This window comes from Peptostreptococcus equinus, from assembly GCF_027125355.1.
Taxonomy (GTDB): Bacteria; Bacillota; Clostridia; order Peptostreptococcales; family Peptostreptococcaceae; genus Peptostreptococcus; species Peptostreptococcus equinus.
Genome location: NZ_CP114052.1, coordinates 1,746,966 through 1,770,215, shown reverse-complemented (window position 1 = coordinate 1,770,215; position 23,250 = coordinate 1,746,966). Strand labels below are relative to the sequence as shown.

At 31.5% G+C, this 23,250-nt stretch carries 15 protein-coding genes and 1 riboswitch; of the genes, 14 read left to right on the top strand and 1 reads right to left on the bottom strand.

Features of this window, described 5'->3' with window-relative positions; all coding sequences use genetic code 11:
- Positions 1–115: 115 nt before the first annotated feature.
- From glmM to metK, 5 genes are all read left to right on the top strand, one after another.
- Positions 116–1,465 carry a phosphoglucosamine mutase gene (gene glmM, locus O0R46_RS08800; protein WP_269311385.1) on the top strand — a complete coding sequence of 450 codons (1,350 nt, stop codon included), beginning with the start codon at positions 116–118 and terminating at the stop codon, positions 1,463–1,465.
- A 328-nt stretch (positions 1,466–1,793) separates the two neighbouring features.
- Positions 1,794–3,047 (top strand): UDP-N-acetylglucosamine 1-carboxyvinyltransferase, encoded by a 1,254-nt coding sequence (gene murA / locus O0R46_RS08795; RefSeq protein ID WP_269311384.1) that lies wholly within the window; start codon positions 1,794–1,796, stop codon positions 3,045–3,047.
- Between the two features lie 21 nt (positions 3,048–3,068).
- The gene (gene mreB / locus O0R46_RS08790) at positions 3,069–4,079 is read left to right on the top strand and encodes a rod shape-determining protein (protein ID WP_269311383.1); all 1,011 of its coding nucleotides are present in this window, start codon (positions 3,069–3,071) and stop codon (positions 4,077–4,079) included.
- Between the two features lie 73 nt (positions 4,080–4,152).
- Complete coding sequence (locus O0R46_RS08785; protein ID WP_269311382.1) at positions 4,153–5,253, top strand: glycosyltransferase family 4 protein; 1,101 nt, start codon at positions 4,153–4,155, stop codon at positions 5,251–5,253.
- A gap of 75 nt (positions 5,254–5,328) precedes the next feature.
- Positions 5,329–5,427: riboswitch (SAM riboswitch) on the top strand.
- 108 nt (positions 5,428–5,535) lie between these two features.
- A complete protein-coding gene (gene metK, locus O0R46_RS08780) occupies positions 5,536–6,729 on the top strand; it encodes a methionine adenosyltransferase (RefSeq protein ID WP_269311381.1) in 1,194 nt (397 codons plus the stop codon).
- 101 nt (positions 6,730–6,830) lie between these two features.
- On the opposite strand, the gene O0R46_RS08775 is transcribed toward metK, so the two are convergent.
- Positions 6,831–8,024, bottom strand: coding sequence for a hypothetical protein (locus tag O0R46_RS08775; protein ID WP_269311380.1), 1,194 nt, complete (start codon positions 8,022–8,024; stop codon positions 6,831–6,833).
- Positions 8,025–8,360: 336 nt separating this feature from the next.
- Here O0R46_RS08775 and recD2 point away from each other — a divergent pair, with 336 nt between their 5' ends.
- From recD2 to acdB, 9 genes are all read left to right on the top strand, one after another.
- The gene (recD2, locus tag O0R46_RS08770) at positions 8,361–10,580 is read left to right on the top strand and encodes an SF1B family DNA helicase RecD2 (RefSeq protein ID WP_269311379.1); all 2,220 of its coding nucleotides are present in this window, start codon (positions 8,361–8,363) and stop codon (positions 10,578–10,580) included.
- Positions 10,581–10,602: 22 nt separating this feature from the next.
- Positions 10,603–11,397 carry a ComF family protein gene (locus tag O0R46_RS08765; protein WP_269311378.1) on the top strand — a complete coding sequence of 265 codons (795 nt, stop codon included), beginning with the start codon at positions 10,603–10,605 and terminating at the stop codon, positions 11,395–11,397.
- A 493-nt stretch (positions 11,398–11,890) separates the two neighbouring features.
- Positions 11,891–14,572 (top strand): preprotein translocase subunit SecA, encoded by a 2,682-nt coding sequence (secA, locus tag O0R46_RS08760; protein WP_269311377.1) that lies wholly within the window; start codon positions 11,891–11,893, stop codon positions 14,570–14,572.
- 271 nt (positions 14,573–14,843) lie between these two features.
- On the top strand, positions 14,844–16,538 hold the full coding sequence (locus O0R46_RS08755) for a sigma-54 interaction domain-containing protein (protein ID WP_269311376.1): 1,695 nt from the start codon (positions 14,844–14,846) through the stop codon (positions 16,536–16,538).
- A gap of 236 nt (positions 16,539–16,774) precedes the next feature.
- A complete protein-coding gene (locus O0R46_RS08750; protein WP_269311375.1) occupies positions 16,775–17,962 on the top strand; it encodes a YkvI family membrane protein in 1,188 nt (395 codons plus the stop codon).
- Positions 17,963–18,458: 496 nt separating this feature from the next.
- A complete protein-coding gene (locus O0R46_RS08745; protein ID WP_269311374.1) occupies positions 18,459–19,688 on the top strand; it encodes a CaiB/BaiF CoA transferase family protein in 1,230 nt (409 codons plus the stop codon).
- 42 nt (positions 19,689–19,730) lie between these two features.
- Positions 19,731–20,954: a (R)-2-hydroxyisocaproyl-CoA dehydratase subunit alpha gene (gene hadB / locus O0R46_RS08740; protein ID WP_269311373.1), complete on the top strand. Its 1,224-nt coding sequence runs from the start codon at positions 19,731–19,733 to the stop codon at positions 20,952–20,954.
- A complete protein-coding gene (locus tag O0R46_RS08735; RefSeq protein ID WP_269311372.1) occupies positions 20,954–22,075 on the top strand; it encodes a 2-hydroxyacyl-CoA dehydratase subunit D in 1,122 nt (373 codons plus the stop codon). The genes hadB and O0R46_RS08735 overlap by 1 nt, the downstream gene beginning before the upstream one ends.
- Positions 22,076–22,096: 21 nt before the next feature.
- On the top strand, positions 22,097–23,239 hold the full coding sequence (gene acdB / locus O0R46_RS08730) for a putative isocaproyl-CoA dehydrogenase AcdB (protein WP_269311371.1): 1,143 nt from the start codon (positions 22,097–22,099) through the stop codon (positions 23,237–23,239).
- Positions 23,240–23,250 lie beyond the last annotated feature (11 nt).

Sequence of the window (23,250 nt, the reverse complement as noted above, 5' to 3'; positions counted from 1 at the left end):
ATGGACTTTTTTATGGTAAAATAAAATACATAGTGGGTTTTTGTGTAAAAATCTATTATGTATTTTATTTTATAAATGTAAATAAATTATTAAGTAAATTAAGAGGTGTATATAGATGAGAAAATATTTTGGAACTGATGGTGTAAGAGGAATTGCCAATACAGAATTGAATTGCGAACTTGCTTACAAATTAGGACGTGCTGGAGGCTATGTATTAGCTGATGGTAAAGAAAAAGTAAAAGTGGTCGTTGGAAGAGACACTAGAATATCAGGAGATATGCTGGAATCTGCTCTTATAGCAGGTTTGATGTCAGTTGGTTGTGATGTTATAACAGTTGGTATAATACCTACTCCTGCAGTAGCTTATTTGACTAGATATTATAAAGCCGATTGTGGGGTGGTAATATCTGCATCACATAATCCTGTGGAATATAACGGTATAAAATTCTTTAACAGCAAAGGTTTTAAATTAGATGATTCAGTAGAATTAGAAATTGAAAAATATATAGATAATCCTGAAAAAATACTAAAAACTCCAGTAGCATTAGATTTAGGAAAAAAAGTATTTGATCATGAAGCAAGTAGAATATATGTTGATTATTTAAAATCTAAAATAAATGAAGATTTTACAGGAATGAAGGTGGTTTTAGATTGTGCAAATGGTGCAGCATATAAGGTGGCACCGATGGCATTTAAAGAGTTAGGTGCACAAGTAATTGAAATAAACGCAAATCCTGATGGAAGCAATATAAATAATAATTGTGGATCTACACATCCAGAAATGTTGCAGAAAAAGGTAGTGGAAGAAAAAGCCCAGATGGGACTTGCCTATGATGGTGATGCAGATAGACTAATAGCAGTGGATGAAAAAGGGCAAATAGTTGATGGCGATAAGATAATGATTCTTAGCGCTATACATATGAAAAATAATAATGAATTAAAAAATAATACATTGGTCGTAACAGTAATGTCTAATCTAGGTCTGATTGTTGCCGCTAAAGAAAATGATATTAATATTGCTACAACTGGTGTAGGAGATAGATATGTGTTAGAAGAGATGTTGAAGAATGGATATTGTTTAGGCGGAGAGCAATCTGGCCACCTAGTATTTTTGGATTATAATACTACAGGTGATGGGACAATGTCATCATTAGTTTTAGCTTCTATTGTCAAAGAGAATGATAAGTCTTTATCTGAAATATCCTCTGTAATGGATCAGTATCCACAGGTATTAGTCAATGTTAAAGTTAAAAACGAGTATAAAAGTAAGTATATGGAAATTGACGATATAGCACAGGAAATAGAAAGAATAGAAAAACTGATGGATGGTCATGGAAGAGTCTTAATTAGACCATCAGGTACAGAACCTCTTGTTAGAGTTATGCTTGAAGGTAAAGACATAAATCAAATAGGTGACCTTGCTAATGGACTTGCTAAAATAATAGAAGAAAAAATTGGATTATAGTGATTAATAAGTATAAATAATAGAATAATGTCAGTAAAAATATGATAATTTGTTGATTTATAGACTGTTTGTTTGATATAATATAGATGTATTTTGTTTAGATTGAAGGAGATACCTATTATCTCCTTTTTTATCTACAAATAATTATATCTAAAATAGAAACGCTTGAAATTATGCTTTGTATTTATATGAAAATAGTTGACATATTTAATAAAAAATTTATATACTATTAATATATGTTTATTATCATTTATAAGATTTGGAAAGTTGATTTTTAAGTTTTATAAATGCAGATAAATATACAGTTTTAGAAATTAGGGAGAAAAATATGCCAAGAATTAGAGTTAGAAAGAGTGCACCGTTAAATGGTACGGTGAAGATAGATGGAGCAAAAAATGCAGTATTACCAATAATAGCTGCGACTTTATTAGTTGATGGGAAATGTGTTTTAAATAGTGTACCAAATCTAAGAGATGTACACGTAATAAGTGATTTAATTAGACACTTAGGTGCAGAAGTAGAATATAAAGATGGTACATTAATAGTTGACTCATCAAATATTAAGACTTGTGAAGCTCCATATGAATTAGTTAAGAAAATGAGAGCATCCTTTCTAGTAATGGGACCATTGCTAGCGAGATTTAACCACACTAAAATTTCCATGCCAGGTGGATGTGCTATAGGAACTAGACCTATAGACCTACATTTAAAAGGTTTTAAGGCTCTTGGAGCAGAAATTAATATGGATCATGGTTTTGTAGAAGCAAAGGCAGAGAATTTAATAGGTAATAAATTATACTTAGATTTTCCTTCTGTAGGTGCAACTCAAAATATTATGATGACAGCTGTACTAGCTGATGGAATAACTATAATTGAAAATGCAGCCGAAGAACCAGAGATTGTTGATTTAGCTAATTTTCTAAATGAAATGGGAGCATCAATTAGAGGTGCTGGAACTAATACTATAAAAATAAAGGGCGTAAAAAAGCTGCATGGTGCTGAACATACAATAATACCAGATAGAATAGAAGCAGCTACATATATGGTAGCAGCTGCTATGACTAAGGGAGATATTACTTTAGAAAATGTAATATTAGATCACTTAAAACCAGTAATAGCAAAGCTTAGAGAAGCTGGTGCAAAAGTAGAAGAAGATGAAAATTCAGTAAGAGTTGTAGGTCCAGAAATAATAAAGCCAATAGATGTAAAGACTTTACCACACCCAGGCTTTCCAACAGATGTACAGGCACAATTTATGGCTATGTTAACGGTAGCTGAAGGTACTGGTGTTGTTATAGAAACAGTATTTGAAAATAGATTTATGCATGTAACTGAATTTAATCGTATGGGTGCAAATATCAAAATAGATGGAAGAAGCGCTGTAGTAAACGGTGTGGATCAACTTGTAGGTGCAGATGTAAGAGCAACTGACCTAAGAGCAGGTGCAGCCTTAATTCTCTGTGGTTTGATTGCAGAGGGTGTAACTAATATCGGAGAAATATATCATATTCAAAGAGGATATGTTGATATTGATAAGAAATTTAGATCGCTTGGTGGCGATGTAGAAATAGTTGAAGACTAATATATAATTTCGGAGGTTTTTATGGCTGGTATAGATATAGGGATCGATTTAGGTACTGCAAATGTACAAATGGTTGTAGATGATAAAGGTATAGTGTTAAATGAACCTTCAGTTGTTGCAGTAGACAATAGAATAGATGAAGTAATTGCAGTTGGAAATGATGCATATAGAATGATAGGTAGAACACCAAAGGAAATTGAGGCTATAAGACCTATGATGAATGGTGTAATATCTGATTATGATAATGCAGAAAAAATGCTAAGAGGCTTTATCTCAATAATTGGAGAAAAGAAGGGTATGGGAAAAATAGTTATGCCTAGAATAATGGTATCTGTACCTTCTAAAATTAACGATATTGAAAAGAAAGCTGTAGAAGATGCTACTAGACAGGCTGGAGCAAGAGAAGTTCTTTTAATAGAAGAACCTATAGCCGCAGCCATAGGAGCAGGAATAGATATTACAAAGCCAGGTGGACACTTAGTAGTAGATATAGGTGGAGGAACCACTGATGTTGCTGTTATTTCTCTTGGTGGAACAGTACTTAGTAAGTCAATAAAAATAGCTGGTAACAAATTTGATGAAGATATCAGAAGATATATAAAAAGAAATTATAATGTAATGATCGGTGAGAGAACAGCTGAAAGAATTAAAAAAGATATAGGTTGTGCTTATAGTAGACAAGAAGAAAGATTTGTAAAGATAACTGGTAGAGATTTAGCTAGCGGTTTACCAAAAGCTATTACAGTAAGTTCTATAGAAATAATGGATGCAATGTCTATAAGTGTAGGTCAAATATGTAATCTAGTAATAAGCGCCCTACAAGATACACCACCAGAACTAGCATCTGACATAGCAGATACAGGAATAGTTCTTACAGGTGGGGGTGCCCTATTATATGGAATGGATAAAAAAATATCTGAAATAACTGGTTTAGTTGTTAGATTAGCGGATGATCCAATATCATGTGTTGTCAGAGGAACAGCTATAGCCTTGTCATCGGTTGAAATATTAGAAATGGCAGGAACTGTATAATAATTAATATGTGCTTCTTATAGTATATTCTATGAGAAGCATATTTATTATTTGAATATAAAGGAGGTATCTCTTGAAAAAAATATGTTACTTAGGAGATGCAAATAACTCACATGTTATTAAGTGGTGCAACTTCTTCAAAAATAAGGATTACGAGATTCATGTTATTTCATTAAATGGTGGAGATATTGATGGTGTAAATGTTCATAATTTCCAAACTAATGTAAATGAAGTTAAAAATGAAAAAATATATAAAAAATTATCATATTTAGGTCATATTAAAAATATTAGATCTCTAGTAAAGAAAATTAATCCAGATATACTGCATGCCCACTATGCTAGTAGCTATGGTTTTATAGGTACGCTTTTGGGGCATAGACCTTATATTATATCTGTCTGGGGGACAGATATATATGACTTTCCAAGAAACGGATTTATACAAAAGAATATAATAAAACATAATTTCAAATATGCAGATTATATTTTTACAAATAGTATTGATATGGCTAGAGAAGTAAATCTATATACAAAAAAAGAAGCGAAAATAACTTATTTTGGGGTGGATGTAGATAAATTTAGACCACTAAATGGTTATAGAGATGAAAAATATTTTACCTTTGGTATAGTAAAAAGTCTAGAAAAGAAATATGGTATTAAATATTTAATTGATGCTTTTGAAATGCTTTATAATAGGTATTCAGGAGAATTGTTCGGGAAAAAATTGAGACTTAAAATAGGCGGCGAAGGTAATGAAAAAGAAAATTTAATCCAACAGATTTCAACACTTAATTCTAGGGATAACATAAGTTTATTGGGTAGAGTTCCAAGTCATGAACTTGAATATGTATATAATTCTTGTGATGTATGTGTATTTCCATCACTTAGCGAAGGTTTTGGAGTATCTGTAATAGAAGCAGAGGCATGCGCTATACCAGTAATTATTACTAGGGTTGGAGGACATCCAGAAACAGTAATAGAAAATGAGACTGGTCTAATTGTAGAATCAAATTCAGCACAAGAACTACTAAATGCTATGAATCGCTTACTAAGGGATGAGTCATTAAGAAATAAACTTGCTAATAATGCAAGAGAGTTTGTAGTGGAAAATTATTCTTTTGAAAAGAACTTTGAAGATATAGGCTCTATATATGATGAAATATTAAGTATAAAATAAAACAGAAAATGTGGTATTGACAAAATTATCTATGGATGATAAAATAATCCAGTACAATTAAAAAAATCTTGATTTACCTTATCAAGAGTGGCAGAGGGACAGGCCCTATGAAGCCCGGCAACCGAAGTTTTACGGTGCTAAATCCTACAAGAATATTTTCTTGAAAGATGAGGTTAGCTAATAAAGTAATTTATTGCCTCTTCTTTTTGTGAAGAGGTTTTTTTATTAGAAAATATGGGGTAAATTAGATAAAATTTATTTTATTAAATGGAGGAAAAAATAATGGCAAGACATTTATTTACATCAGAATCTGTTACTGAAGGACATCCTGATAAACTTTGTGACCAAGTATCTGACGCTATACTTGATGCACTAATTGAAAAAGACCCATATTCAAGAGTTGCTTGTGAAACAACAGCTACAACGGGACTAATATTAGTTGCAGGTGAAATAACTACCAATGCTTACGTAGACATTCCAAAACTTGTAAGAGATACAGTAGAAGAAATAGGATATGTAAGAGGGAAATTTGGATTTGATGCAGAAAACTGTGCTGTAATAACAGCCATTGATGAACAGTCAAATGATATAGCAATGGGAGTTAATGAAGGTCTAGAGTCTAAGACTGAAGAAAAAGTTGAAGATGATTTAGAAAAAGTAGGAGCAGGAGACCAGGGGATTATGTTTGGGTTTGCTTGTAATGAAACTCCAGAGTTAATGCCACTTCCAATTTCTTTGGCTCATAAGCTATCAAGAAAGCTTACAGAAATTAGAAAGTCTGGTGAATTATCATATCTTAGACCTGATGGAAAAACTCAGGTAACAGTTGAATATGAAGATGAAAAACCTGTTAGAGTACATACAGTTCTGATTTCTTCGCAGCATGATCCACATGTTGAAAATGATCAAATTAGAAATGATATTATAGAAAAGGTAATAAAAGCTACAATTCCAGCAGAATTATTGGATGATGAAACTTTATATTATGTAAATCCTACAGGAAGATTTGTTGTCGGAGGACCACATGGAGATACTGGACTGACTGGAAGAAAAATAATTATAGACACTTACGGTGGATATTCAAGACATGGCGGTGGAGCTTTTTCAGGAAAGGATCCTACAAAAGTAGATAGATCAGCTTGTTATGCAGCTAGATATGTTGCAAAAAATATCGTAGCAGCAGGATTAGCCGACAAATGTGAGATAGAAGTTGCCTATGCAATAGGTGTGGCAAAACCTCTTTCTATATTTGTAGATACTTTTGGTACTGGAAAACTTTCAAATGAAAGATTGGTTGAAATTGTAAGAGAAAACTTTGATTTAAGACCAGGTGCAATAATTAAAAATTTGGATCTTCTAAGACCTATATACAAGCAAACTGCAGCTTATGGTCATTTTGGAAGAACTGATGTAGATCTTCCATGGGAAAGATTAGATAAGGTAGATGATTTAAAAAAATACCTTTCAGAAAAATAATTTAATTAAGTATATAAATCATAAAAAAATGATTCTAGCAAAAAAACAACCTCTAATTTTAGAGGTTGTTTTTATATATATAATATTTTAAGAAAGTCAACTTATTTAACTTCTAATCTTTCTCTATCTCTTCTTTTTATATTTTTAAATCCGAAGAACCATAAAGGTAATATCATGAAAATCCAATTATATATACCTAAATATCTGTAAGCGTTTTGTACTATCCACATTAAACCTAATTTAGATACTGCATAACATATTGCTAAGCTAAGTATGCATATAATAGCTTTTTTTAGAGTTTGATTTTCCATGTTCTTAAATGCATAAGGTTCAATTCTTGATACCATACCGAATATAAATCCTACTGCAGTAGTTATTAGAGCAAGGAACAATAATATTGGATATAATACTGATAATGCAGGGACATTCAATTGTTTTACAACAAATATAGTAGGTAACTGTCTTGCAGCCTCATTAGTATAGATGTTAGGCATTTGAGAGAAAATTAATAAACAAATTCCAACAAGCATCAATATATTTATAAATGCTCCTATAATCATAGCACCCTTAGCTTCTTCTCTAAACTGTCCACCCTTGAACGAAGAAGTGATACCACCAATTGCACTTATTTGGAAACCAGTATAAGTCAATGCCCAAAGTAGAGCATTTCCGATATTACCTGGTACCTGTCCACCTTTACCAGTTATTGACCATTGAGCTGAATGAGGATTTACATAACCCTCGGCAAACAATCTTTGAATATCTGGAGCAAATTTCATTAAACCTGCAACTATTACTATTGTAACTATAATAAGTATACCTGCAGTCATGAACATAGCATTTTTTCTAACTAGACTTTCACCAAATATACATAATAAAGTTACTATTACAACCATTGCTATGGAACCAAGTGCAACTGGAAGTCCTAGGTACTGTTGACCAAGTAAGCCACCAGTAGCTATCGTAGCTGCAGAAGCTGCTATAGTAGTTATCACGATACTTATATCCATTAGAATTGCTAGAACTTTTGCAAGAGTTCCGCCGCCAAAAGCCTCTTTTGACCAAGCATCATAAGACCATTTATCTGTCTGTCTAGCTGTTTCTAGACCTACGTAATATGTGATACCAATTAAAATAAATGTAATTATTGGCATCAACACTCCAAACCATCCATGATTAGCAAAATACTGAAGCTCTTGTGTACCAGATGCAAAACCGGCGCCACAGTGTGTAGAAAACCATACAGTAGCAACACCGATACTAATAGAAGTTAAAAATTTACTTTTTTTCTCCATTATAATACCTCCTAAATAATAGTAAAAATATAATTTCTGATGTATATAAAGATATAACTTAATATACAAGTTAATTATAACATAGAATTATTTTTTTGATATAGTTTTAACGAAAGTTCGTTTTTTATTTATTGTAATTTTAAAAATATTATATTTAATTAATCTAAAATACATATGAACTATAATTTTTTTAATATAATAAAGATTTATTAATTATTTTCTTTCGCACATATAGATGAATTGGACAAGTTTATTTTTATAATATATAATTTATTAATGGGTATATTTTAGGTTTAATAATAATATAAAATGGCTATAAGTGATAGGAGGCAATAAATGACTAAATTTGAAGGCACGATAAGTGACATTGTGTATGCAAATGAAAAAAATGGCTATACAATAGCTAGAATAAAAACTGAAGATTTTATTGAAACTATCACAGGGTATATGCCTGGAATTAGCGTTGGCGAGAATATAGAAGTAAATGGTGAATGGACTATTCGCGAATCATATGGTAGACAATTAAAAGTTGATTCCTATTCCATAGTTATTCCATCTACAGCAGGAGGTATTTTAGCTTTTTTATCTTCTGGTGTAATCAGAGGTGTTGGAGAAAAAACAGCGAAGAGAATAGTAGACAAGTTTGGTATTAGGTCTCTAGAAATAATACAAAATAGTCCGGAAGAGTTACTATCAATAGAAGGTATTGGAAAGAAGAAACTTCAACCAATAATCGACAGCTTTAATGAAAATATGGGAGTAAAAAATGTAATAATAGCACTTTCACCCTATGGAATCAGTCCAAAAATGAGTATGAAAATATTTAGAAAGTATGGAGAATCTTCTTTAGATGTAGTAAGTAAGAATCCATACAAATTGATAGATGATGTAGTAGGTGTCGGTTTTAAAGTTGCAGATGAAATAGCGAAAAAATCTGGAATGGGCAATGACTCTGAATATAGAATAGAGCATGGTATACTCCATATATTGAAAAATTCTATAAATTCGGGACATACTTTTTTACCTGAGTATATTGTAAAAGCTGAGTCATATAATCTTTTAATGGTAGAAATGGAAAAAATAGAATCTAGTCTATTTGAACTTTGCTTAGATAGAAAAATAATTATTGAAAAGATGGGTGAAATAAATATTATATATTTAAGTCAGTATTATAAAGCTGAAGTAGATGTTTGTAGTAGACTTTTAAATTTACATGGCTCTGAACACAGGGATGTTTTAATAGATATAGATCAAGAAATTGAAGATTTTCAAGAAAATAATGATATTTTTTTAGCCATTGCTCAAAAGCAAGCAGTAAGAGCAGCATTCGAAAATGGAGTTATGGTGTTGACAGGTGGGCCAGGTACAGGTAAAACTACGACTATAAATTCTATAATAAATCTATTTAGAATTAACAATAAAAAAGTGGTATTGGCGGCACCAACAGGTAGAGCGGCCAAAAGAATGACTGAAACTACTGGTTATGAAGCAAAAACTATACATAGATTGTTGGAGATGGCTTTTGATACAGATGATAGGCTTATTTTTTCTAAAAATGAAGACGAACCAGTTGAAGCAGATGTAATAATAGTGGATGAAGCTTCAATGATGGATATATTTCTAATGGATAGTCTTTTGAAGGCTATGAGTACAAAGACAAGACTTATTTTAGTGGGAGATGTAGATCAATTACCATCTGTAGGCGCAGGCAATGTATTAATGGATATTATCAATTCTGGCATAGTAACTACTATAAAGCTTACAGAAATATTTAGGCAGGCTCAAGAAAGTGATATTATTGTAAATGCTCATAGGATTAATGAAGGTAGAGATATAGTATCAAATAGAAAAAATGGTGATTTTTATTTTATAAATAGGGAAAATGATAAGGAAATTATAGAAGAAATAAAATCATTGGTTAGTGGTAGATTGGCAAAATTTTATAATGTAGATTCAAAAAAAGATATACAAATCCTTTCTCCTATGAGAAAAGGAGAAGCAGGAGTAAACAGCATAAATCAAGAAGTTCAAAATATATTGAATCCATCTAGAGGTGATAGAACGGAATTAGTACTTCAAAAAAGGATATTCAGAGTTGGAGACAAAGTTATGCAGATTAAAAATAACTATTCAAAACCTTGGGAAGATGAAAAAAGTACAGATTCTGGAGAAGGTATTTACAATGGAGATATAGGATATATTTTTCATATAGATAAAGAAAATAAGAATTTGTATATTCAATTTGACGAATATAAAATTTTCAAATACAAGTATGACGAACTAGATGAAATAGAGCACTGTTTTTGTACTACAGTCCATAAGAGCCAGGGAAGTGAATTTCCAGTGGTTATTTTACCTATGACATGGGGACCGCCTATGTTGTTATCCAGAAACTTGTTGTATACAGCTGTTACAAGAGCAAAGAAATTAGTTGTAATAGTAGGTATGAAAAAATACTTAAATCATATGATAGAAAATAATAAAAATAGCGAAAGATTTTCTAATTTATCATATAGGTTAAGCAACTCAAAATTAACTGATTTATATGAAGACTAAGCCTCCAGAATAGGGGGCTTTTATGCTTTTTGATATAAAGTATACACTGATAAAAATTTATAATCTAACAATAGAGATACTATTTCCTGAAAATCTAAATTGTATATATTGCAAAATGCCAATTCATAAAAATAATAAATATTCTATGTGTTTTAAATGCTATAATGAAATGATTATTTTAAATGATGTATGTCCAAAATGTGGCAAGCCATTTATAAACTTGAATTTGGATAAAGAAGTATTAATAGAAAACTGTGATTTTTGCAAGCATAAAAATTTTTTATTTGACAGGAACATATCTATAGTAGAGTATAATGAAATGTCGAAAAAGATGATATTTGGATTGAAATATAGCAAAAAAACATTTTATGCAAAGTTGATATCTCAGATTATTATAGACAAAATAAATAGCTACTATAGTAATATAATCAAAGAATTCGATTATATTAGCTTTGTTCCTCTTAGTAAAAAAAGAGAAAAAGAAAGAGGATTCAATCAAGCTAAATTAATAACTTCCTATATTAGTCAATATTTTGATATTACTATAGTAGATTGCGTAGAAAGAAATAAAAATACTAAAAAACTCCATAAACTATCAGAAAAAGATAGAAGTAGAGAGTTAAAAAATGCTTTTAAAATATGCGAAGGAAAAAAAGAATTAATATATAATAAAAATTTAATAATAGTAGATGATGTGTTTACCACGGGCTCTACTATGAATGAAATAGCAAAGGTTTTAAAATTATCTGGAGTAGGAAAAATATTATCATTAAGTTTTGCTACAGGAAAGTATTTAAAAGATGTGACGGATGAGTAAAACGACATAATTACTTATGTAAAAAACAAAATAAATATAAAATAGTTGACTTTTGTCCGACAAAATTATAAAATAATTAGGTATATAGGTCTGTGGTTGTAAGTCCAAGCCAGTCGCGGGCAAAAGGATCCACGTAAGCTACTTTAAAAATAGAAGAGTGAGCATGGCGCGGCTTAGAAGTAAGTCCTGCCGAGAAAATCGAGAGGATTAGTAGTGAGGCAACCCCGTAGCGAAAGTTCCAGCAGGCGAGTGTGGGGTCAAAGACCAGGTCAGCTATTTACTTAAAAGTTTCCGTTATAGTAGGAAGCTTTTTTTATTTTAAAAATCTATAGAAGTGAAAAAAACAATCATTTATAATGTAATATTTTAGTAAAAATCGACTATAAGTATTGAATTTATGATAAAATATTATACATGTATAATTTTGTGAAAAATTATGTTTTTACATATTTCATATATATTGAGTTTAAAAATAGACTAAGGAGAGGTGCTAATGAGTTTTTTAGACGGAGTATTTAATAGAGCCGATAAAAAAGATTTGAAAAAATTTAATAAAATTGTAGATCAAATCGAAAAAGTAGGATCTAAATATTTAGAAATGACTGACGAGGAGTTACAAGCGATGACTCCTGAATTTAAAGAGAGACTAAGAAATGGTGAAACACTTGATGATATATTAGTGGATGCTTTTGCAGTTGTAAGAGAAGCTTCTACTAGAATATTAGGAATGAGACATTATAGAGTGCAGCTAATAGGTGGTATGGTCTTACATCAAGGTCGTATAGCTGAAATGAAAACTGGTGAAGGTAAGACATTAGTTGCTACTTGTCCAGTGTATTTGAATGCGCTTGAGGGTAAAGGAGCACATGTTGTAACAGTAAATGATTACTTGGCAAAGCGTGACCGTGATCAGATGGCTAAGGTTTATGAATTCTTAGGAATGAGCGTAGGTGTTATTGTGCACGGTCAGAATCCTAAGGAAAGAAAAGCCCAGTATGATTGCGATATCACATATGGTACAAATAACGAATATGGTTTTGACTACCTAAAAGATAATATGGTAATTCATGAAGAGCAGATGGTTCAAAGAGGTCTTAACTATGCCATAGTCGATGAGGTAGATTCAATACTTGTTGATGAAGCAAGAACCCCACTTATCATATCAGGACCTGGAGATAAGTCAACTCACCTATATTCTGATGCAAATGTGTTTGTTACAACATTAGATGAAAATGACTATGAAAAAGAAGAAAAAGACAAGGCTGTTGCACTTACAGAAACTGGTATTCAAAAAGCAGAAGTATACTTCAATGTAGATAATATTACTACAATTGAGCATACAGAGCTTTATCACCATATAAACCAAGCTTTAAAGGCTCATACAATAATGAAAAAAGATGTCGATTATGTAGTTAAAAATGATGAAATTATAATAGTTGATGAATTTACAGGTAGACTTATGTTTGGTAGAAGATATTCTGATGGACTTCATCAAGCAATTGAAGCTAAGGAAGAAATAACTATACAAAGAGAATCAAAGACAATGGCAACTGTTACATTCCAGAATTACTTTAGAATGTACAATAAGCTTTCTGGTATGACGGGTACAGCAAAGACAGAAGAAGAGGAATTTAAGTCAATCTATAAAATGGATGTATTCCAAGTGCCTACCAACAAGCCAACAATAAGAGAAGATTTATCCGATTCAGTATATGCAAACCAATTAGCAAAGTTTAAGGCTGTTGCAAAAGAAATAGAACAAAGGCATGCGAAAAATCAGCCAGTACTTGTAGGTACTGTATCAATAGAAAAATCAGAATTACTTTCTGAAATTCTTACAGAAGTTGGAATAACGCACGAAGTACTGAATGCAAAATTCCATGAAAAGGAAGCTGAAATTATTGCGCAGGCTGGTAGATTGGGCGCTGTAACTATAGCTACTAATATGGCAGGTAGAGGAACAGATATACTTTTAGGCGGTAGCCCTTCTTTTATGGCTCTTAGAGAGATGAAAAGACTAAACTTCACTGATGAAATGATAAATAGAGTAAATTCTGCAAATGAAATAGCAGGTGTAGAAGATAGAGAAGAATATGATGCAGCTAGATCTACATACAAGAAACTATATGAAGAATTCAAGCAAATTACAGATAAAGAACAGATAGCTGTTAGAGAAGCAGGTGGGCTTTGTATATTAGGTACAGAGAGACATGAATCTCGTAGAATAGACAACCAGTTAAGAGGTCGTGCTGGTAGACAGGGTGACCCTGGTACATCTAAATTTTATTTAGCATTAGATGATGATTTAATGAGATTATTTGGTAGCGAAAGAGTACAGGGAATACTAGGTAAGTTGGGACTAGATGATGAACCAATAGAACATAGAATATTGACTAAGTCTATAGAAAATGCACAGAAGAAGGTTGAAGGAAAGAATTTTGGAATAAGAAAGCATGTCTTAGAATACGACGATGTAATGAATAAGCAAAGAGAGATTATTTATGCTGAGAGAAGAAGAGTTCTGTCTGGAGAAAATTTACAAGATCAGATTCTAATTATGATAAGAGATGTAATAGTTGATGGTGTAGAATTAAACACAAACGAAAAGAATATATTAGATGTAGCTGAATTCAAAGCATATCTATATCATAAATTTGTACCAGGTGGGCTAATAGATAATGTAGAATACAATCAAAATGATCCAGCTGGAGCAATAGAGCTTACATATGAAAAGCTACTTGATGCATATGCAGAAAGAGAAGAGTTTATTGGTTCTGAAAGAATGAGAGAGGTTGAGAGAATCGTATTACTTCAATCTGTAGATAATCATTGGATAGATCATATAGATGCTATGGATCAGTTAAGACAAGGTATTGGTCTAAGGGCTATTGGCCAAATTGATCCAGTAATAGCTTACAAGATGGAAGGATTTGAAATGTTTGACGATATGAATAAGCTTATTAGAGAAGACACTGTGTCTTATCTATACAATTTACAGGTAGAAGTACCAGTAGAAAGAACAGCTGTAGTTGATGTTGAAAATCTTGAATCACCAGAAGTAGAAGAAAGCAGACCTATAATTGCCGAGGCAAATACAACCCCTAAAGTTGGAAGAAACGAACCTTGTCCATGTGGAAGTGGAAAGAAATATAAAAACTGTTGCGGCAGAAATTAATAAATATATAAATATAGCATAGCTTAGTATAGCGAACTTCAAAAGTTAGAATTAAAAATCTAACAATTAGAGGTAGGTACATAGCTATGCTATTTTTTTATATAAATTTATGTTATACTAGGAATAGGTTATCTTGATAAATTTTGAACGTACTTGAATAAAATTTAATATTTAGTAAAAAAATACCTAAAGTATATCTGAAAAATTACAATAAATATTATTTCGCTTCAATATGTTAAATAATTATTAATCAGAATAAATGGAGGAAGATATGAATTATTTCTTATTAACTAGCATTGTTATGAATATAAATACTCCGTGCTTTTTAAGGAAAAAAAGGGCGTCAATAGTATGTAGAAATTATCATATGTCTTTTATAGATAAATTCTTAGAAAATCATGAACTTCCAAAATTAGAAGATATCGATTTTAAGAGAGTATCTACAGAATATGAAAATATTATGTACTTTCAAATTGAAAAAACTTCTTTAAAAGGCATGATGTATGCAGTAAATATTGAAGAGCAAGATTATGAATTGTATATATTTGAGAAAAATTTTGCATCTGACAGACTAATTACAAATGTAATAGAGCATATTGACGAAATCGTGGTAATATTTGATGAAAAGGGAGTACTTCAGAGAATGAATAGTATATGTGATCAAATATTACCATTCAAAAGAAGTGAGGTTCTAGGAAAAAACATTAGACAATTGGTTAGTGATAAAAAAGTAGAAAATCCTATAATATCACAAATGATAGAAACTAAAAAAAATGTTTATAAGGAAATAACTTATCCAAATGGTAAGGTCATATCATATACTGCTATACCAATTTTTGGTTCCTCAGGAAGATTAAAGGGTGGAGTTTTGACTGGAAGAGATGTATCTAGAATAATTAATTTAGCTAAGACAAGCAGTTTGCTGAATGATGATAGAGTAGAGTATATATCAAATAGCAAAGAGATTGATAAAGTAAAAGGTATAATCGAGAGAGTTGCACCTTCAGATGCGCCTATATTTATAGTTGGTGAATCTGGTGTAGGTAAGGAAATAATAGCAAGAACTGTACTTAATCAAAGTCTTAGAAGGGATAAAGCATTTGTTGCTATAAATTGTGCAAGTATACCTGCTGAACTTATAGAGTCTGAATTATTTGGTTATGAAAAAGGAGCTTTTACAGGGGCTAGTAAAGAGGGAAAGGTAGGTTTAATAGAAGCTGCAAATGGTGGAACATTATTTTTGGATGAAATAGGTGAACTACCATTACAAATGCAGAAAAAGTTTTTAAGAGTTATTCAAGAGTCATCCTTAACCAGAATAGGAGGTATTAAACCTAGAAAGATAGATGTAAGATATATATGTGCTACCAATAAAACTGGAGAGGAGTTAAAAAATCCAAAAATATTCAGACAAGATTTATACTATAGATTAAATGTAATACCTTTGATAATACCGCCTCTTAGAGAGAGAAGGGAAGATATACTTCCAATAGCCAATTATTATATTGAGTATTTTAACAATAGATATAATAGAAAAATAAAATTATCAGCTGAAGCAGAGGATATTTTATGGAACAATGATTGGAAGGGCAATATAAGAGAACTAAGAAATGTAATGGAAAGATTAGTGATACTATCTGCCCAGGAAAATATTTATTCCGATCAAATTCAGAGAGTTTTAGCTTTGGGTCAAGTGAATAATATTCCAGCAGAAAGTGATTCACTTAAAGAAAAGAGGATGTGCCATACTTGTGAGTTTATGAATCCTAGTGAAGAAGTTGATATTGACAATAAAATCATCATAGACAATATTATGAATATAGATGAAGCTCATAGAATAGTAGAGCAGGAAATCCTTAAAAGGGCAGTGGCGAAATATGGAAATATTACAAAAGCAGCAGAAGCTGTTGGCATAAACCCATCAACAGTCTATAGAAAAATAAAAAGTGGATATATAGAAATATAAAATGTTGTATAAAAAATGAAAAATTCGAATAAATAAAAATAACTCTGTAGTAAGTGAGAACTGCAGGGTTATTTTTATTTATATAATTATTAAAAAAACATTTTTATAGATAAAAGGTAAATTTTAAAAAATTAACATATGGCATGAAAATTGCTTGATAATATATTGACATAATTATTTTTAGTGTCTATTTATCAATTATTTATTTTATTATAATTATTGGGAGGTAAAGTGTTATGAAAAAAGCAAAAAGAGTCGGATCACTTGGTGCAATATTTGGTGTTGCATCAGTTTTATTTGGTTCACATGCTGGTGGAGGGTTTGCAACGGGAAATCAAGAAACACAATTTTACGTTCAGTACGGTTGGACAGCACCTCTAACAGCAATTTTGGCTATGCTCTTATTGACTTTTACAATGAGAGAGATGATAGTTTTTTACAACAACAATGACTGTAAAAACTATAAGGAATTATTTACTAAATTATGGGATCCATATCCAAAATTAGAAATATTATGGGAGATATATTATTATTTAATGGTTATAATTGCAGTAAGTGCAGTAATTGCAGGAGCGGCTGCAGTATTTAAGACTATGGGTGTACCTTATCTTGTAGCTGTTTTATTAGTAGGTTTTGTACTGTTAATACTTACAATTTATGGAGCATTAGTTGTTTCAAGTGCAGCTGGGATTATGTCGATAATTATATTGGTATGTTGTTTACTTATTTTCTTAACTGGTATAAATCTTAGATCTCCTGAAATTTCTAAAATACTTACAAATAGAGAGTTTTGGGGTGCAAATAAGCTTACTCCATTTATACTAGTGTTTACTTATGCAGGTTTCCAATCAGTAGTAATACCTTCACTTGCTGCAGCTTCAAGAGAGCTAATATGCAATGAAAAAGAAGCTACTTGGTCTATGGTTTTATCATTTATAATGAATGCAATAGCACTGGGATTAGCAGTAACTATGTTGCTTGGGTGGTTTAGTGAATTTAAGGCTGCAGGACAGATGACATTACCTACTTTATTTGTAGCTAAGCATACGGGTAGTACAGCTATTGCAGTTGCTTATCAAGTTTCTTTACTACTATGTCTAATATCTACAGGTGTTACTTGCATATATGGACTAGTAAATAGATTTGAAGATTACAAAAAATTAATGTGGTTAAAAACAAGACAAAAAAGAAGAATATTCACAGCTTGTGCAATCATGATAGTAGCAATATTGTTATCTTTAACTGGATTAAGTAATATTGTAAAATATGGATATGGGTATTGTGGTTATTTAGGTATTTTCGCTATAATTGTTCCATTCTTAACAATAGGTATATATAAAAACAGGAAATTTAAAAAAGAAAATCCAGATTACAAGTGGCATGCACAAAGAGTTAGAGATGGAGAAGATCAAGCTGGTGAGTAAATTTAAACAAAATAAATGTTTAAAAGCTAAATAAATGTAAATATATTTAATATAAAGTTTATATTTAAACAAAAAATAATTCGCATAATGCAAAAATTTGCAGATTGCAAAAACTAATTATATTAAGTTCTAAAGTTTAAAATTAAACAAAGTTCTTTTATATTATTAGTTTTTGTGCTTAAAATACATTAATATTTTTTAAAAAAGATGAGTTTGCCTAATTTTTAACTCATCTTTTTTAGTGTTAAAAATTTGTATTTTGCAAAAAAATAATAAAGATAAACTAAAATAATGATCTATATTTATAATTTTATAAAATATTATTTATAAAAAATTATAGCTAAAACATAGTTAAATTAAAGATATAAATAAAAATATAACAAAAAATATATAAATTTAAAAGTTGGCATATTAGTTGCTATTATAAATAACAAATAAAGAAGTTATGAACTTCTATGTTTACTATTATGTTTATTTAATTATAGGAGGTAGAGAAATGTCAAAAGGTTTACCATTAGAAGGTGTAAGAGTTATCGAGTATGCAAATTTCGTTGCTGCTCCGGTATGCGGTAGATTACTAGCTGATTGGGGGGCTGAAGTAATCAAGATTGAACCAACATTCGGAGATTCAATGAGATTTGTTGGAATTCAGTGGTGTTTTCCAGCAACAGATGAAGAAAACCCAATGTTTGAAAATGAGAACTCTGGAAAGAAAGATATAGTTATAGACACTCAATCAAAAGAAGGTGTTGAAATTATATATAAATTATTGGATAAAGCTGACATATTCCTAACAAATACTAGACAAAAAGCACTTGATAGAAGTGGATTAAACTATGAATCGATAAAAGAAAGAGCTCCACATATTATATTTGCTCATTTACTTGGATATGGAGAAAATGGACCAGCAAAAGATAATCCAGCATTTGACTATACAGCATATTTTGCAAGAGGTGGTGTAGCAATGTCTCTTATGGAAAAGGGAACATCTCCATGTAACCCTGTAGCAGGGCTTGGTGATCACTATGCAGGTATGAGTTTAGCAGCTGGTATATTAGCAGCTCTAAGAAAGAAAGAACAGACAGGCAAGGGTGAGAGAGTTACAGTTTCACTATTCCATACAGCAGTATTTGGAATGGGTATAATGGTATCAGCAGCTGATTATGGTTATGAAATGCCAATAACTCGTCGTCAACCACCTAACCCATTAAATACTACTTTCAAGTGTGCAGATGATAAGTGGATACAGATAGCATTCTTCCAGTATGACAAGTGGTTCCCAGGTTTCTGTGAAAAAGTTATAGAAAGACCTGACTTAATAGGAAGTAAGTACAGCACATTAAAGAGCGCTGTAAACTATGTGGAAGAATTTGTTGATATGATGGAGAAAGAATTTATAAAGAGACCATGTGATGAATGGTGTGAGAGATTGCAAGAAGCTGGAATACCTTACGAAAAACTAGCTACTCCAGTAGATGTATTGCATGATGAACAATGTTGGGCAAATGATTACTTGATTAGACATACATATGAAAACGGACATGAGGGTGTAATATATAATACTCCAGTAATGTTTACTGAAAACAAGAGAGGAGAATATGTTAGAGCTCCTAAATTTGGTGAACATTCAAGAGAAATACTTAGTGAAATAGGTATAGATCAGTCAGAATTTGATAAATTAATGGAAAATGGTATAGTAAAAGACTGCCAAAAGATAAATAAATAATATAGAAGTTTCAACATAAATTTCAAGACGGGGGTGTATGAAATGGAACAAAAGAAAGACGCAAAAACTGCCATAGCTGATTTGTTACAAGCACAATATGACAACGCATTTAAAGATAAAGAAGCAGGTAAACCAATAGGTTGGGCTACTTCTGTTTTTCCACAGGAATTAGCAGAGATATTTGATCTTCAGTTGCTTTATCCAGAAAATCATGCAGCAGGTGTTGCAGCTAAGAAAGAGTCATTAGAGCTTTGCGAATTATCTGAGGGAATAGGATATTCTAATGACCTTTGTGCATATGCTAGAACAAACTTTGGTGTTCTATTAAAGGGACATTCAGATGCTCTTCCAATGCCAGAACCAGATTTTTTATGTTGTTGTAACAATATCTGTAATGAAGTTATAAAATGGTATGAAAATATATCAAGAGAATTGGATATACCATTAATTATGATAGATACTCCTTACAATTTCGAATATGAAATATCTGACAAGAGAGTTAAATACATGAGAGGTCAGTTTGAAGAAGCTATAAAGCAATTTGAAAAGATTTCTGGAAAGAAATTTGATCCAAAGAGATTAGAAGAAGTAATGAAAATTTCTTCAGAAAACGGTAAGTTATGGAAGTATTCAATGAGCCTTCCAGAAGGAAACTTCCCGTCTCCAATGAATGGTTTTGATTTATTCAATTATATGGCGGCAATAGTTGCGGCTAGAGGTAAGAAAGAAACAACAGAAGCATTTAAGTTATTAATAGAAGAATTAGAACAGAATGCTAAAGAAGGTAAATCTTCATTTAGAGGTAAAGAAAAGTATAGAATAATGATGGAAGGTATACCTTGCTGGCCATCAATAGGATTTAAAATGAAAACTCTTGCTAAGAAGGGTGTAAATATGACTGGATCTGTTTATCCTCATGCTTGGGCTTTAGTATATGAAGCAAATGACCTAGATGGAATGGCAAGAGCATACAGTTCAATGTTCAACAATGTAAATATAGAAAAAATGGTTGAATACAGAGTAAATGCACTAAAAGATGGTAACTGTGATGGTGCCTTCTACCATATGAATAGATCTTGCAAATTGATGAGTTTTGTCCAATACGAAATGCAAAGAAGAGTATTTGAAGAAACAGGTCTTCCTTATGCAGGATTTGACGGAGATCAAGCTGACCCAAGAAACTTTGCACAGGCACAGTTTGAAACTAGAGCAGATGGTCTAGTAGAAGTTATGGAAGAAAGAAAAAATAAAGGAGGCGCTCAATAATGACTTTAAATGATATAATTTCAAAATTAGAACATGTATCAAATAATCCAAAAGAAATGATGAAGGATTATCTAAATGCAGGAGAAAAAGTTGTAGGCTGCCTACCTGTGTATACTCCAGAAGAAATAATTCATGCAGCTGGAATGGTACCAATGGCAATTTGGGGTGGAAATACTGAAATCGAAAAAGCAAAACAATACTTTCCAGCTTTTGCATGTTCAATTATGCAATCAACTTTAGAATTCGGGCTAAAGGGAAGCTATGATGGATTATCAGCTGTAATAATACCAGGTATGTGTGATACTTTAATCACTATGTCACAGATATGGAAATCTGGAGTTAAAATACCTATGATTGGATTAACATATCCTCAAAGTAGAAAAATTCAAGCGGGTGTTGATTTTCTAGCAGATGAATATACAGATATAAAGAAAAAAATGGAAGATATTTGTGGTCATGAAATTACTGAAGAATCACTATTAAATAGTATAGATATATACAATGAACATAGAAAAGTTATGCAAGAATTTGTTGAGATAGTTCCAAATTATCTAAACACATTTACTCCTTACTATAGAAATGTAGTAATAAAGAGTGGACACTTTATGAAGAAAGAAGAACATACAAAATTAGTTAAAGAACTAATAGAAGCACTTAAAGAAATGCCAAAAGAAGATTTCAAGGGAAAGAAAGTGGTTACTTCTGGAATAATACTTGATGACAAAGAAGTATTAAAAGCTCTAGAAGAAAACAACATAGCTATAGTTTACGATAATATCGCCCAAGAAACTAGACAGTTTAGAACACTAGTACCAGAAGGATCTAATGCTATTGAAAGACTTGCTAAGCAGTGGTCTGAAATTGAAGGATGTTCACTAGCTTATGATCCTAAGAAATTAAGAGGAAAAATGGTACTAGAAGATGCGAAGAAACATGGTGCTGAGGGGGTAATTTACGCACTTATGAAATTCTGTGATCCAGAAGAATATGATTATCCTCTATTCAAGAAAGATATGGAAGATGCAGGTATGCCTCATCTGTATATAGAAATAGAACAAGGAACGACTAGTATAGAACAAATAAGAACAAGAATTCAAACATTCGCTGAAATCTTAGCGTAAAATCAATTTTGGAGGTTAAAAATGATACTAAATAAAGAGCATGAATTAGTAAAAAAATCAATTAGTGATTTTTGCCAGCGTGAATTATATGATACTGATTTAGCTGAAAAAATGGACAGAGAAGGCGTTGAAATGCCTAAGGAATTTGTAGATAAACTAGCTAAATATAAGTTCTCTTGCCCAATAGTTCCAAAAGAATATGGTGGAGCTGGTGCAGATTATGTATCATATGCTCTAATAATGGAAGAATTATCAAGAGCAGATGCATCTTGTGGTACTTACGTAACAGCAGGTGCTTCATTAGTTGCATTACCACTTATAAACTTTGGTACAGAAGAACAAAAAGAAAAGTATTTAAAACCTTTAGCTGAAGGTACAATGGTAGGTGCTTTTGGTCTTACTGAACCAGGTGCAGGATCAGATGCTGGTGCAACACAGACTACTGCAGAATTAGATGGAGATTATTATATCTTGAATGGTAGAAAGTGTTGGATAACAAATGCTCCATTCTGTGACTTTGCTATAGTTTCAGCGGTAACAGAAAAAGGCAAAGGTACAAAAGGTATCTCTACTTTCATAGTAGAAGCAAAATGGGAAGGATTCTCTCATGGAGCTCATGAAGATAAAATGGGTATCAGAGGTACAAGAACATCTGACCTTATATTTGAAAACGTCAAGGTTCCAAAGGAAAACTTACTTGGTAAGTTAGGCAAAGGATTTGGAGTAATGATGAATACATTAGAAGCAGGTAGAATAGGTGTTGCAGCTCAAGCTGTTGGTGTTGCACAATCAGCTTTAGATGAAGCTATAAAATACACTAAGGAAAGAGTTCAATTTGGTAGAACACTTTCAGCTTTCCAGAATACTCAGTTTACAATAGCTGATATGGCTACAAAAGTAGAAGCAGCTAGATTATTAGTATATCAGGGAGCACAGATGAAGGATGCAGGACAGAGTCCAGCTATAATGTCTTCAATGGCTAAATACTACGCAGCAGAAATAGCAAATGAAGTAGCATATAAGGCACTACAGTTACATGGTGGTTACGGATTTGTTAAGGACTACAGAATAGAAAGAATATATAGAGATGCTAGAATACTTTCAATATATGAAGGTACATCTCAGGTTCAGCAGATAGTAATAGCAGGAAAATTATTAAAGTAGAGGACGGTGTG